Origin of the sequence: Corynebacterium macclintockiae (genome assembly GCF_027570165.1) — a bacterium.
GTDB lineage: Bacteria > Actinomycetota > Actinomycetes > Mycobacteriales > Mycobacteriaceae > Corynebacterium > Corynebacterium macclintockiae.
In genome coordinates, this window is the sequence record NZ_JAKMUV010000002.1 from 134,201 (window position 1) to 148,319 (window position 14,119).

9 protein-coding genes are annotated in these 14,119 nt (G+C 61.2%); 4 read left to right on the forward strand and 5 right to left on the reverse strand.

Annotated features, from left to right (window positions below):
- Positions 1-2 precede the first annotated feature (2 nt).
- Both L8U58_RS02280 and lexA read right to left on the reverse strand, forming a co-directional pair.
- Complete coding sequence (locus L8U58_RS02280; protein ID WP_269954609.1) at positions 3-836, reverse strand: DeoR/GlpR family DNA-binding transcription regulator; 834 nt, start codon at positions 834-836, stop codon at positions 3-5.
- 60 nt (positions 837-896) lie between these two features.
- Positions 897-1,700, reverse strand: a complete 804-nt coding sequence (gene lexA / locus L8U58_RS02285) for a transcriptional repressor LexA (RefSeq protein WP_034970666.1) — start codon at positions 1,698-1,700, stop codon at positions 897-899.
- A gap of 280 nt (positions 1,701-1,980) precedes the next feature.
- Here lexA and L8U58_RS02290 point away from each other — a divergent pair, with 280 nt between their 5' ends.
- Both L8U58_RS02290 and nrdR read left to right on the forward strand, forming a co-directional pair.
- Complete coding sequence (locus L8U58_RS02290; protein ID WP_141747038.1) at positions 1,981-2,346, forward strand: hypothetical protein; 366 nt, start codon at positions 1,981-1,983, stop codon at positions 2,344-2,346.
- A 101-nt stretch (positions 2,347-2,447) separates the two neighbouring features.
- A complete protein-coding gene (gene nrdR, locus L8U58_RS02295) occupies positions 2,448-2,945 on the forward strand; it encodes a transcriptional regulator NrdR (protein ID WP_034982030.1) in 498 nt (165 codons plus the stop codon).
- Here the strand turns inward: nrdR and hrpA are convergent.
- On the reverse strand, positions 2,942-7,000 hold the full coding sequence (gene hrpA, locus L8U58_RS02300) for an ATP-dependent RNA helicase HrpA (protein WP_269954610.1): 4,059 nt from the start codon (positions 6,998-7,000) through the stop codon (positions 2,942-2,944). The genes nrdR and hrpA overlap by 4 nt on opposite strands.
- A gap of 250 nt (positions 7,001-7,250) precedes the next feature.
- Between hrpA and L8U58_RS02305 the strand changes: the two genes are divergently transcribed.
- On the forward strand, positions 7,251-9,329 hold the full coding sequence (locus tag L8U58_RS02305; protein WP_269954611.1) for a neutral/alkaline non-lysosomal ceramidase N-terminal domain-containing protein: 2,079 nt from the start codon (positions 7,251-7,253) through the stop codon (positions 9,327-9,329).
- 69 nt (positions 9,330-9,398) lie between these two features.
- Entirely contained in the window at positions 9,399-10,361 is a 963-nt protein-coding gene (locus tag L8U58_RS02310; RefSeq protein ID WP_269954612.1) for a hydrogen peroxide-inducible genes activator, read from the forward strand.
- An 8-nt stretch (positions 10,362-10,369) separates the two neighbouring features.
- On the opposite strand, the gene L8U58_RS02315 is transcribed toward L8U58_RS02310, so the two are convergent.
- Both L8U58_RS02315 and L8U58_RS02320 read right to left on the reverse strand, forming a co-directional pair.
- Positions 10,370-12,928, reverse strand: a complete 2,559-nt coding sequence (locus tag L8U58_RS02315; protein ID WP_269954613.1) for a DEAD/DEAH box helicase — start codon at positions 12,926-12,928, stop codon at positions 10,370-10,372.
- 16 nt (positions 12,929-12,944) lie between these two features.
- Entirely contained in the window at positions 12,945-14,012 is a 1,068-nt protein-coding gene (locus L8U58_RS02320) for a PAC2 family protein (RefSeq protein WP_034970674.1), read from the reverse strand.
- Positions 14,013-14,119: the final 107 nt, after the last annotated feature.

The following is a 14,119-nucleotide window of genomic DNA, read 5'->3' on the forward strand; positions in this document are numbered from 1 at the left end:
GCTTAGTGGAGTCGGCTCGGTGGGGCACGAGTAGTTAGGCCGGGAAGGTGACCTCGATGCCCAGATTCTGCAGCTCTGAGACGTAGGGGGGCGGGCGCGTCGTGGTCGGTGACGATCGCCCCAATGTCTTGGATGCTGGCGAAGCTGACGAGGTAATCGAGGCCGAACTTCGTGGAATCACAGAGCGCGACCACGCGGTCGGAGTTCGCCACCATAGCGCGCTTGATAGCGCCTTCCTGCGCGTCTGGGGTGGAAAGCCCATGTTCGATCGTGAGTGCGTTAGTGCCGATAAAGGCGACGTCCGCGTGGAGCACGCCAATGTCGCGGGTAGCTAAGTCGCCAACTACCGCCTGCGAAGCCGCGCGGACGTGGCCACCGATTAGTTGCACGTCGCAGCGGGGGGATTCCGCCAGCGTCGTGGCGATGAAAAGCGAGTTGGTGACGATGTTGAGCTTCGGTGCCATGCGCTCCGGGTCGTTCGAAGCGTTTGCTTCGGCAATGGCTTCGGCGAAGATGCCGGTGGTGGTTCCCGCGTCGATGAATACGGTGCTGCCGGTATCCGGCAGCAGGGAAACCGCCGCCTTGGCGATAGCTCTTTTGGCATTGAGGGAGGCCTTTGACCTGGCCGCGAGCGTGGTGAAGTCCGTTCGGAAGTTCTGCACCGGAACGGCGCCGCCGTGCACGCGGAAGAGCTCCCCACCCTCGTCGAGGACGGCGAGGTCACGGCGAATTGTTTCTGCGGTGACGCCGAACTTTTCCGCCAGTTCATTGACAGTGACCCTGCCATGAATGGCGGTAAGGGAAGCTATCTGACGGCGCCGTTCTGCTGATTCCATACGCGATACTTTAGTGGTTTGCGGGCGGTAGACGGTGGCGTCAGAACCAATGGGGGGAGCCTAGATCTTGCGTAGGACGGCGGCGACCTTACCCAAGATCGTTGCTTCCTCCGCAGGAATGGGTTCGAACAGTGGGTTATGAGGCAGCAGCCACAGGCCGTCACCGTCCTTGTGGAACTCCTTGACGGTGGCTTCGCCGTCGATCATCGCGGCAACGAAATCGCCGAACTCGGCAACCGACTGGGAGCGTACGACGACCCAGTCGCCGTTGAAGATGCCAGCGTCCTGCATGGACTCACCAACCACCTGCAGCAGGAAGAGCTCTCCGTTGCCTACGAGCTCCTGGGGGAGCGGGAAGTGCGCTTCGACGTTTTGCTCGGCCAGGATCGGCGAGCCCGCGGCGATCTGCCCGACCACCGGTACGTAGGTGGCCTCCGGCATGAGCTCTTCGTTCTCAGAAGGCTGCGAAGTGCGGGGGGAAGACGAGGCGGCAGGGGCTTTGCCCTGATTGACCAGCTGACCACCATCAAACGAGCGCACGTCCACTGCGCGGGGGCGCTTGCCATCGCGGCGGAGATAGCCGCGCTTTTCCAGCTGCGTGAGGTGGTAGGAAACCGAGGAGGTGGAATGCAGGCCTACCGCGTCCGCGATCTCTCGGATGCTTGGCGGGTAGCCACGAATGACCGTCGAATCGCGGATGACCTCGAGGATGCGGCGTTGGCGGGTGCTGAGGGCTGGCTTCTTGCCCTCCTTCTCAGCCTGCTTCTCCGCTCGCTTGTCGGCCTCCGACTTCGGCGGGCGCCCCAGTTTGCGGCGGTGGTTAGCGCTTGCGCTCGGGGTGGTGGGGGATTCGTCGGTGCTCACAGGGGTACCTCATTCCGGCGGTGTTTCACGATCGAATCCAATAGTACCCGAAATCGAACGGAGTTCTAGCATATGTGTTCGAAAAAGTTTGGATTTCACTAGACAGTCTCGAACATGCGTGCTAAATTTCATCACAGGTTCTTAATTCGAACAGGCGAGCGAAATGATGGAGAGATTTTCGAACGCTGTCCGGAGCGACTGGTTCACTGTGAACCGCAGTAAGAGATACGAAGCGCGTTACCCCTTAGTGGCAAGCGCGGATCTAAGAAGGAGAAACCACGTGACCACCTCGATTGTACGACAAGAAAACACCCGTCAGTCGCTGAAGTCTGGGCGTGTGTTGCCCATCGATCGTTGCGCTCCGCTGCGCCGCCCGCAGATTCGCAAGCCCGATTGGCGGGCGCTGGACAGTGCTCCTAATTCGAACACCTATGGGTATTCCAACGCGCCCACTGTTCGACCCGTTTCCCGCGATCGTATGGATCGTATCGCAGGCCGGAGTGAATACATGTTCGATCGCCCGAAGGGACGAATGGATCGTTTCTACGCTCGTGTTGACAGAGTTGTGCACTCTCCAGGAGCCACCATTGTTTCTTTGGCTGCAACGTCGATGCTACTGGGGCTGGCCCCGCTCATTGCGCCCTAAAACGCAAACCTAGCCCAAGCTATCGCGGGTGAACGCGAGTGTGCTTGTAGGTTTTTGTTCGGGTTCTGTGTGCGAGGGAGGGGGAGACTAGGCTTAGGGGCGTGTTGTGCCCTTCTTGTAGCTCGGACTCCTCCCGCGTAGTTGACTCGCGCTCCATCGAAATGGGCGTGTCCATTCGCCGCCGCCGGGAGTGTAGCCAATGCCAAACGCGTTTTACCACCATCGAAAGGTCTGTCCTGTTGGTGGTTAAGCGCAACGGAGTGACCGAGGAGTTTAGCCGAGAGAAAGTCATCAAAGGCGTGCGTCGAGCGTGCCAAGGGCGCGATGTCTCCGATGATGCGCTCAAACGCCTAGCGCACGAGGTAGAGCAGGCAGTACGAGTGGCACACGGCTCCCAAGTGCCGGCCAACCAAATTGGCCTGGCGATCCTGGATCCCCTGCGCACCCTCGACGAGGTTGCGTATCTGCGCTTCGCCTCCGTGTACAAGTCCTTCAACTGTGCCGAGGACTTCGAGCAGGAAATCGAATCCCTACGCGCACACCGCAAAGCCCTGGCAGAGCGGCAGGACGGCTCCGAAAGTTCGCATCCCGAAAGCTAGCGGATTTTTTCCAGCTTCTTGCGAATGCGCTGCAGGGACACAGAATGGGCGGTGCCCAGGTTCTGCGCGAACAGACTGACACGTAATTCCTCGATCATCCAGCGCACCTCCTTGATCTGCGGTGATGCTGCGCGAGCAGTCGGCAGGCGCTTCTTAGTCTTCTCCAGCAGATCGAAGGCCTCCTGAACCTCATCGTCCAGATCTTCCTCCTTATCTGGATCCAGCTTCATCAGCTCCAACCGCGCCCGCATCGCTTCCACATAGCGGGGGACATGTCGCATGTGCTCAATGCCATTGCGTGCAATCGCGTGTTTGCCCAGGAAGAAGTCCAGCTGCCGCTGCATATCGTCGATGGCCGTTCCGGACCACCCCTGCAGCTCTGCGGTCATGTCCGCCACTGCCAGCACCGCGGGCGCCAAAGCAACCACATACTGGCGCACCCGGCCAGGCCCCTGGGAGCGGGCTTCTGCCACGACCTCCTCGCAGCGCTCCGGATCCCGAATGATGGGGCCCAGCTTCATCAACATGTCCCGGCAGGCCAACGCGACCACGTCGTTCACCAGCCCGTCCACGCCTCCGGGGATCTGCTCCATGGCGACCCGTTGCCGCAGTGGCAACCCCTTGATCATCTGGTTGGGGGATACTGTGCATGCGTCGATCATCATGTTCAGCACCGTCGTGAACTGCTGGGCATCAGCCGCTTGGCGGGTAGGGAATGCCTTGAGTGTGACTCCGCACTTGGCTGACTTGCCAGTCGACGTGCTTGCGACAATGGCCGGGTACGTGTGCAGAGTCTGCCCGTCGACAATGGTCTCAACAGTCTCCGGGAGCACACCGATGCCATCGGCCGTCCACGCCTCCGCGGTAGCCAGCACGCCGGTGGATGTTCCGGCGGTTTTCCCGCGCCCGGCACGAGCCGTGCCGTTGTTGACCTTGTTGTCCTTGTTGCCCCTGTTATCTTGGCTGCTCTTGCGGGCGGCCGGGGAATGCTGGGCGGCGTCACTGGGGCTAGCCAGGTTGGACCGCGCCGCCGCCTGCGCGATCGCGGAGGTGACCTGCCCGGATAGCTTGTTCTGCAGGTACTGCAGGTCACGCGACTTCTCGATGACCTTGCCCCTGCGGTCGATCGCCGCGAACTGCATCCGCAGGTGCCCTGGCACCCGAGACCAATCGAAATCCTGGGCGCTAATGCCCTGGCCACCCAGCCCACGCAATGCCTCCGCCAGTGCGAAGTCGAAATCCCCATTAAAGGGCACCATCTTCTGCAACGCGGCAGAAGCGAAGTTGCTGGCGGGAACCACACTGGTACGCAGTGGCTTCGGCAGTGAACGGATCAGCGCCACCGCTAGCTCCTCGCGCATTCCGGCCACCAGCCAGCGGGTCTCGGGCTCAGAGACATTGGCCAGCAAAGGTAGCGGAACGCGCATAGTCATGCCGTCATCCGGATCGCCCGGCAGGAAGACGTAGCTCAGCTCAAACTCCAGGCTGCCCTGCTGCCAAATATCGGGGAAGTCGTCGGCGGCCTGCGCGGCTTCCTGCGAATCGATCAGGGCTTCCAGGGTGAAGTCCAGCTGGTGCGGATCCTTATGGCGAGCCTTCTTCCACCAAGAATCAAAGTGTCGGGAGGACACGATCTTTTCTGGCAATCGGGCGTCATAAAAATCGAATAGCACCTGGTCGTCGACAACGATATCGCGACGGCGAGCCTTATCCTCTAGCTCCGTAGCCTCGGCCAGAAGTTTCTGGTTGTGCGCGAAGAAGTGGTGACGGGTCTTCCAATCACCCTCGACAAGCGCATGGCGGATGAACAATTCGCGGGCTAGGGGACGATCCACTTTGGAGGCATTGACCATCCGATCCGCGACGATCGGCAGGCCCAACAGCAGTACCTTTTCATGCACCATCGCCGCACCGCGGGAGGAAGACCACACTGGCTCGGAATAGTTGTACTTCACCATGTGGGGCGCAATGGCTTCGATCCAGCTGGGGTCGATGGGGCCTACGGTGCGGGCAAAGACCTGCGACGTTTCCACCAGTTCGGCGGCCATCAGCCACTGCGGCGGCTTCTTCGACACGTGCGAGGACGGATGCACCACAAAGTGCGACCCTCGGGTGCCGGTGAACTGCTTGGAGTTGCCCTCGCGCATACCCACATGCGTCAATAGACCGCTGAGGACGGATTTGTGGACCAGATCCTCGTTGATCGACTCGGGCTCGAAGACGAGCTCGCGGACGTGGCGAATATTGGGGATCTTCCAGCTCAAATCCTGCACCACGGACAGCATCTGGCGCACCAGGTCCATCCATTCCCGCACGCGGACGTAGTGGATAAACTCGCGCTGGCACAGCTTTCTGAACTTGTTCGCCGACAGTTCCTGGCGCTGTTGCTGCAGGTAGTTCCAGAGCTTCAGCAAGCTCACGAAGTCGGAGTTCGCCTTGAAACGCGCGTGCATCTCATCCGCTTGCTGCTGCTTTTCCAACGGCCTTTCGCGCACGTCCTGGATGGACAGCGCGGAGACGATAACCGCGATCGGTTCAATCAGGTTGTTCGCATGCCCTGCCACCAGCATGCGCGCCAGTCGCGGATCGGTAGGGATGCGCGCCATGTCGCGGCCGATGGGGGTAAGCGTTGCTTCTTTTTCTGACGCCAACGCTCCGAGCTCCTGCAGCAATGCCACACCGTCGCGGATCGACTTGCTATCGGGTGCTTGCAGGAACGGGAACTTCTGGATATCGCCCAAGCCCAACGCGGCCATGGACAGGATCACGCTGGACAGGTGGGTGCGCAGGATTTCCGGATCGGTGAACTCGGGGCGGGCCTCGAAGTCCTCCTCGGAGTACAGGCGGATCGCGATGCCGTCGGCGATTCGGCCCGAGCGGCCGGAGCGCTGTTTCGCGCTGGCTTGGCTAATTGGCTCCACCGGGAGGCGCTGGACCTTGGTGCGGTGGGAGTAACGGGAAATGCGGGCGTAGCCGGTGTCCACGACATAGTGAATGCCCGGCACGGTCAGCGAGGTTTCGGCGATGTTGGTGGCCAGTACGATGCGGCGGCGCGGACCGGTGCGGAACACGCGGTGCTGTTCGGCGTTGGAGAGGCGACCGAACAAAGGCAGCACGTCGACCTTGTGCGAGCCTCCGGGGTCTGCGAACTCGCCTTCCAGTGCCTCGGCTGCGTCGCGGATCTCGCGTTCGCCCGAAAAGAAGCACAGAATATCGCCGTCACCTGCGCGCATGAGCTCCTTGCAGGCAGCGACCAGCCCGTCCAGCGGGTCTGTTTCCACCTCGACGACCTCGCTGGTCTTTGGGTTCTCGCGCTGCGTAACGAGCGGGCGATAGCGAATCTCCACCGGGTAAGTGCGACCAGAGACTTCGATGATGGGGGCGGGGGAGCCGTGGGCGTCACAAAAATGCTGTGCAAAGCTTTCCGGATCGATCGTTGCAGAGGTGATGATGACCTTCAGGTCCGGGCGCTTCGGCAGGAGCTGTTTGAGGTAGCCGAGGAGGAAGTCGATGTTCAGGCTGCGCTCGTGGGCCTCGTCGACGATGATCGTGTCGTAGTCGCGCAGTAGGCGGTCGCGCTGGATCTCGTTGAGAAGCACGCCATCGGTCATCAGTTTGACGGCTGTTTCCTTGGAGATCGTGTCATCGAAACGGATCTTGTAGCCGACCAGGGAAGATCCGCCGGGACTGTCCTCTTCCAGTTCCTCGGCGATGCGCTCTGCCACACTGCGGGCGGCGATACGGCGAGGCTGGGTGTGGCCGATGACCTGCGTGCGACCGCGGCCGAGTTCAAGGCACATCTTCGGGATCTGGGTGGTCTTACCCGAGCCGGTCTCGCCGGCAATGATGACAACCTGGTTGTTCTCGATGGCCTTCTTGATGTCCTCGCGACGTTCCGAGACCGGCAGGTCGGGGTAGGAAATCGGCGGGATGGTGCGGACGAACTGGGGGCGACGGCGCTTCTGCGGGCGTCGGCGTGAACGCTTACGCCTCTGTGGCGTGCCCGGGGCGCGACCTTCGTGTGCGGGGGAGGTCGACCCGTGCTCGTCCGTCATTGTGTGAATCACCCATCTTGCTTGTTGAATTTGCCCCGTGTTTGTGGGGGCTGAACAGGCCGATTCTAACAATCGGGGTGCGGGGAAGGAACTTTCACCCCAAGTACTTTCTACCCCCAAATGAAATAAGAGGAGACTAAGTTTTTACTTAATTTATGAAAACCATCACACCCCCCCACGGTCTAAGCCTTATGTTTCGATAGTCAAAACAATCTATGGATTAATGTCCTTCTTCAGAAGCGAGAAACATATGTGCGAGCACACTAAGCAGGCCACGACCAGCAGTTCAAACAACTTCCTAGAGAACAGTTTCAGCCGCCGTAGCTTCTTCCGGGGGATGGCGGCCGTCACCGGCACCGTTGTGTGGGCTTCTGCCGGCGCCCCTGGTGCTGGTGCGCAGGAGGATTCAGGTTCCGGCACGGGAGGCTTTAAGGTCGGTCGCGGTTTGGCGGATATGACCGGCGAACCCTGGGGTGCCGGCATGTTTGGATACGCAGTCGACGAACAGAAAACGGTAGGAATTCAGCGCCGCCAGTACGCCCGGGCGTTCATCTTCGTTGACGCCAACCGCGAGGACTCTCGCTTCGTGCACGTCACCTGTGACGTCGGTCTGATGTTCCAGTCCATTCATCTGGAGGTGCTGCGCCGGCTGAAGGATAAATATGGCGACCTGTACACCCAGGAAAATGTTGTGCTGGCTGCGACCCATACCCACGTGGCGCCCGGTGGAACCTCCCAGCACTTGATGGTCGACATCACCCACGGCGGCTTCCGCCCGAAGACTTTCGAGGCGACGGTGGAGGGGATTGTGACTGCAGTGGAACGCGCCCACGAGGATATTCAGCCATCAGACGTGACGGTTGCTGAGTCGGCCGTTGCTGACGCGGGCGTCAATAGGTCTAAGACATCGTGGGATCGCAACCCCGAAGAAGACAAGAAAGCTCTCCCTAACGGCGTGGATACCCGCAGTGTAACCCTGCATGTCTCGCGCGGGGGCAAGCAGGTCGGTCTGATCAACTGGTATTCGCTCCACCCCACAAGTTTCGGTGCAGAATACAAGCACATTGCCGGCGACAACAAGGGTTATGCTGCCTGGGCTACCGAGGAAGCCCACGGCGTGGTGCATCGCCACCCCGAGGACGCGCCGTTCGTTGCGGCCTTTGCCAACATGTGCCCGGGCGACATCACCCCGAACATGGGGTTGACGCCTAACTCTGGACCCGGCGCAGACGAGCGTGAATCAGCAAAGATCCTCGGCGAGCGGATGATGAAGGCGACCGACGACCTGGGTAAGGACTGGTCGGCAGGCGGCATCGACGGGCGATTTCGTTGGGTGGATTGCCCCAAGCTGGTGGCGAGCCCCCGCTTTACCCCGGACAAGAAGGAGCACAAGCTCGGGCCAGCGATTCTGGGCGCGGCATTTGCTGGGTCTTCCCAAGAAGACGGCGGTGGCGTGCCGCTACTGGGCTTCAACGAAGGCGAACGCGGTGGTAATCCGTGGGTGCGCGATCTCAATAAGTTCCTTGCGCCACAGGAGGTTAAGGACATTCACGGCCCAAAGGAATGTCTGCTTCCGATGGGGTATATCGACGGAATGATTCAACAGGTACACCCGTTTACCATTCACCGCCTGGGAACCTTTGTTCTGGTCACCCTGGGATTCGAGCCGACCATTACCAGTGGGTTGCGCATCAAGCGCACTGTCGCCGCGGCGTTGGAAGTGTCGGAGAACACCATCGTGGTGCAGGGCTACACCAATGCCTACGGCCACTACATCACCACGCCCGAGGAGTACGAGGCGCAGAACTATGAGGGTGGCGCGACCATCTTCGGCCAGTACCAGCTGCCCGCATTCCAAGACGTCTTCGATGAGTTGGCTCGGGCGCTGAAGGAAGGTAAGCCCGTGGAAGTTGGGGAGCCCGCAGGCGACCTGACCGGCCTGATTCCTAAGGTCCCGGGAAGCGATAACTGGATGGACGCTCCACCGGCGGGGAAGAAGTTCGGGGAAGTCTTGGAAGCGCCAACGGAGGTCAAGAGTGGCTCGAATGCGCGAGTGGTCTTCGTGGGGGCTAACCCCAACAACGATATGCGACACGGTGAGGGCTATGTGACCATCGAAGACCTCAATGGTGAGGTTGTCGGAGATGATTCCAGCGAGAATACTCTGATCACATTCGAAAACAGCTTCGGGCAGACGCGAACCACGATTGACTGGAATACACAGGATGTTCCTCCGGGGCAGTACACCGTGCGTTTGAAGGGCGATTGGAAGGCGTTCTTGGGGAAGCTGACGCCATTCGAGGGCACTGCTGAACTGCAGATTACCTAGAGTTGGACTTGCTACTTATTTTTTACGGTTTAATTATACGTTTCTCATAATTGCTGTAATGTTGTGAGCGTGGTTCAGAGAGAGTATCGCCCTACAGTTGCCCAGCTGCGCACCTTCGTGACCATTGCCGAACACGGCCATTTCGGTACTGCCGCATCCCATTTGGGCATTTCCCAACCCTCCTTGTCGCAGGCACTAGCCGCGCTGGAAGCAGGGCTGGGGGTGCAGCTGATTGAGCGCTCTACTCGCAAGGTCATCGTCACCCCGGTGGGCCGGGGGCTGCTCCCGTACGCCCAGGCAACACTGGAGAGCCTAGAGACCTTCGTCACCCACGCCCGCGGCGCCCACGGTGGGCTGGTCGGACCGATGGCGATTGGCATGATCCCGACGGTCGCGCCGTATATCCTCCCGGACGTCCTGCATTCGGTCGCCGACTCTGCCCCAGAGCTCGAACCGCGGATCGTGGAGGAGAAGTCCCCGCTGCTAATCGATGCTCTGCGCCAAGGAAAGATCGACGTCGCCGTGCTGGGTATGCCGGGGGAAGGCGGCGGTCTGAATACCGTAGATCTGTACACCGAAGAGTTCGTCCTTGTCCTGCCGAAGGGGCACGCGCTTGCCGGGCGCAAGGACCTTTCCGTCGACGAGCTCAAGAACGTGGATCTGTTGCTGCTGGACGACGGGCACTGCCTGCGCGACCAGATTCTCGAGCTGTGCCGAACGGTGGATATGTCCAACGATCCGCGCCACTCTGTGACGCGCGCGGCAAGCCTGTCTACGGTTATCCAGCTGGTCGCCGCGGGCCTTGGTTGCACCCTGGTGCCACTGTCCGCGGTGTCCGTGGAATGTCAGCGGCCGGGTATCGCCCTGGCAACGTTCTCCGGCGGCGCGGTACGAGCCGGACGCACGATTGGTATGGCCTACCGTTCCAGCTCCACGCGCATCGACGATTACGCGGCACTGGGGGAGATCGTCGCGCAGTCGTTCAACCGCGTGGCGCAGGAAAGCCGGCGCGTTCTAGAAACCTACTTCTAGAGGCTTTCTTAGCCCTGCACGATGCTGAGCTCGGACAGGCGGATCTCGCCGGCCTCGTCCGTAGCGTGCAGATCCACCACACCTTCCAGCGCCCAGCCGTGATCGCCTTCCGGATCGTCGATGATCTGGCGCACAAACCAGCTGCCCGCGTCGGAGCCGGTGCCCCGCTTGATGAGGATGTTCTTGTTTGACCGCGCGGCGGCGTCCACACCAACATCCGCATACTCGTCGAAGTAGTCGTCCATGGCGGCGGGCCAATCCGGCGGCGAGTCCAGGTATTCGTCCATCTCCGCAAGTTCGCGCTCCTTTTCGAAGGCGAACAGCTCCACGTGGCGGAAGAAGTAGTTCCGCACCATGCGGGTCAGCGCCTGCGGGTTGGCGGACAGCAGATTCGTATCCTCCACCCCAAAGGCGTGCTCGGCGACCTGATCCTCGGTCAGCGGAGCGTCCGGGTCGGCCATCTGAACCCACTCGTCGATCAGGGAGGAATCGACCTGTCGGATCAGTTCACCCAGCCACACGAGGATGTCGTCGAACTCCTCGGAGCGATAAGCGTCCGGCACCGAGCGCTCCAGCGTGCGGTAGGCGTCCGTCAGGTAGCGCAGTACCACGCCCTCGGAACGCCCCAGGCCGTATGTCGCCACAAAGTCAGAGAAAGTCATGGCCTTTTCCACCATGTCGCGCACGATAGACTTCGGGCTGATCTGGAAGTCCCGCGCCCAAGGGTTGCCCTCACAGAAGGTCTCATAGGCCTGGTCGAGCTCGTCGGCAAGAGGCATTGGCCAGGTGATCTCCTCCACGATGGCCATGCGCTCGGTGTAATCGACGCCCTCTGCCTTTAGCGCCGCGATCTCCTCACCCCGCTCCGCTTTCTGCTGGGCGAGAAGTACCTGCCGGGGATCCTCTAGCACGGCCTCAAAGGTTGAGATGACGTCGAGCGCGAAGGTGTCGGACTCCGGATCCAGCAGCTCCAGCGCGGCCAATGCGAATGGGGACAGCGGCTGGTTGAGGGCGAAGTCGCGGTTCAGATCCGCGGTGAGCCGGGCATCTTTACCACTGGGAGTGTCGGCGGAGAATTCCTCCACGACCTCTGCGTTAAGCAGCCCGCGATAGAGCTCGATGGTGCGCAGGATCGCCTTGTTCTGCTTCGCGCGCGTGTCATGGTTAGTGCGCAGCAGGTGCTCCAGTGCCTCGAAGGTCCACTGGTCGCGGGCGACGACGTTGAGCAGCATGGAGTTGCTCATGCGGAACTGGCTGGTGAGTTCCTCTGGCTCGGCGTGGGTGAGCCGCTCGTAGGTCGACTCGGTCCACGTCGCCTGCCCGTCCGGGGCGGAGCGCTTCCGCAGCTTCTTGAGCTTCTTCGGGTCGCTTCCTGCGCGCTGGCGCAGGCGGAAGTTCTCAATCTCGTGCTCCGGGGCCTGGACGACCACGGTGCCTTCTGTGTCATAGCCCGCACGCCCCGCACGGCCGGCGATCTGGTGAAACTCGCGGGACTTCAGCACGCGGTGTTTAATGCCGTCGTACTTGGTCAGGCCCGTCATCAGGACCGTGCGGATCGGCACGTTGATGCCCACGCCCAGGGTGTCGGTGCCACAGATGATCTTCAGCAGACCCTTCTGAGACAGTCTCTCGACCAGGCGGCGGTACTTGGGAAGCAGACCCGCGTGGTGCACGCCGATGCCCTTGCGCAGCAGGCGCGAAAGCGTCTTGCCGAAGGCGGAGGTGAAACGGAAGTCGCCGATTTCCTCGGCAATGGCTGCCTTGGCCTCGTCGTTGACGAGCTTCATGCTGGTCAACGCCTGGGCGCGCTCGATGGCCTCGCGTTGGGTGAAGTGGACGATGTAGATCGGCGACTTGCCGTCGCTGATCAGTTCCTCCACTGTCTCGTGGACGGGAGTGTAGACGTAGTGGAAATCCAGAGGCACCGGACGGGTCGTACCTGTGACCAGCGTGGTTTGGCGCCCCGTGCGCTGAGTGAGGTCATCCTCCAGCCATTTCGTATCGCCCAGGGTGGCGCTCATCAACAGGAACTGCGCTTTAGGGAGCTCCAGCAGCGGAACCTGCCACGCCCAGCCGCGGTCGGGTTCGGAATAGTAGTGGAACTCGTCCATCACTACCTGGTCGATTTTCGCCTCCGCTCCGTCGCGGAGGGCGATGTTGGCAACGATTTCGGCGGTGGCGCAGATGATCGGCGCGCCACCGTTGACTGTGGCGTCACCAGTCATCATCCCGACATTCTCCGGGCCGAAGGTTTGGCACAGGTCGAAGAACTTCTCACTCACCAGGGCTTTGATCGGCGCGGTGTAGAAGCTGCGCTGCTTGCGCGCCATGGCGATGAAGTGCGCGGCGATGGCAACCATCGACTTGCCGGATCCCGTGGGGGTAGCCAGGATGACGTTGTCCTGGGCAACCAGGGCGGTCGCGGCTTCCTCCTGGGCGGGGTAGAGGTTGATGCCGCGGTCGCGCGTCCAACCCAGAAAGGATTCCAGAATCGCATCGTCGATCAGGGATTCTGGGACCTCATCGAGGTCGGGGAGGAGCTCGGCCAGTTCTGCGGCAATACCCACGTCGTCTACTTTTCCTCTACTTGTTTTCTTCCGGGCCGTCGGTGCCAGCGGAGCCGCCATCGCTGCCGCCCTCGTCCGACATGTTCTGTAGGAAGGCCTCGAATTCCGCCCCTAGCTCTTCGCCAGTGGGGATATCCTGGCCGGGCTGCAGCAGATTGTTTTCCCGCTTGCGGCGCATCCGCTCCATTTCCGCGTCGTACTGCTGCTCCAGTGCGCTGACGACCGTCGCAATCTCCTGCGAATCGTCGACCTGGTCCTGCAGCTGGCGCTGAACCCGCTCCAGCTCGCCCTCCAGCGCCTTCAACGGCAGTTCGCGGTTGGCAACTTCGCCGAAAGCCTGCAGCAGTCGCAGGGTTGCCTCTGGGTAGTCGGAGGCCGCGATGTAATGCGGAACGTGGGCCGTGAAACCGATGGTCTCAAAGCCATGCCGGTTCAGCTTCTTCTCGGTCTCCAGCGCCGCCGCACCGGGGACAATCATGCGGGAATCCCAGGTGTGGTAATCCCGGATCAGCGACGCCTCCGAAGCGTGCGCAGAGATCACCAGGCTACGAGTGTGCGGAACCGTCATCGGCGCGGAATACAGGGAGGCCACCATGCCTACCTGACCACGGCGGGCCAGATCCACGACGGCGTCACTAAAAGCACCCCACTTCAGATCTGGTTCCAGACCGCTCAGCAGCAAGAACGGGCGACCCTGCGTATCCTTCACAAGGTGCAGGTCAAGACGAATGTCCTCGCTGTCCACGACCTTGGAATTATCGATCGTCACGCCGGGGCGCCGGGAACGGTAGTCGATCAGCTCGTCAATCTTGAACGAGGCCACGGGGCTGTGCTCGAGGGCGGCAAGGAGGTGAGAGCTGGCGCTGGACACAGCTTGCCCCGCATCCGCGTAGCCCTGCAGGGCTACGAGCATCGGCAGCTCTTCGCTGGGCGCGCCATCGCCAGACGTGCCTTCACCCAGCACAGCTGGTTCGTCGGCGATAGACTGTCGATCGAATTGGATCGGAGCTGGGTATTCTAGCTCGTACATCCGTCCCGTCGACTGCTGCTCTGTGCGGTCGTTGTTTTCGAAGTGCTCATGCATAGTTTCGCTCTCCCTTCCGGCGGAACCTGTGTCCAACCAAGCACCGTCTGCCTAGCCTATCAGGCGCTTCGGACACGTTTATTCACAGTTGTGAGTTATCCACAGGC

Bases quoted from the DNA above. Each gene is read 5' to 3' on its own strand.
- L8U58_RS02280 (WP_269954609.1), bottom strand. From the start codon at position 836: ATGGAATCAGCAGAACGGCGCCGTCAGATAGCTTCCCTTACCGCCATT.
- hrpA (WP_269954610.1), bottom strand. From the start codon at position 7,000: ATGACGGACGAGCACGGGTCGACCTCCCCCGCACACGAAGGTCGCGCC.
- L8U58_RS02305 (WP_269954611.1), top strand. From the start codon at position 7,251: ATGTGCGAGCACACTAAGCAGGCCACGACCAGCAGTTCAAACAACTTC.
- L8U58_RS02320 (WP_034970674.1), bottom strand. From the start codon at position 14,012: ATGCATGAGCACTTCGAAAACAACGACCGCACAGAGCAGCAGTCGACG.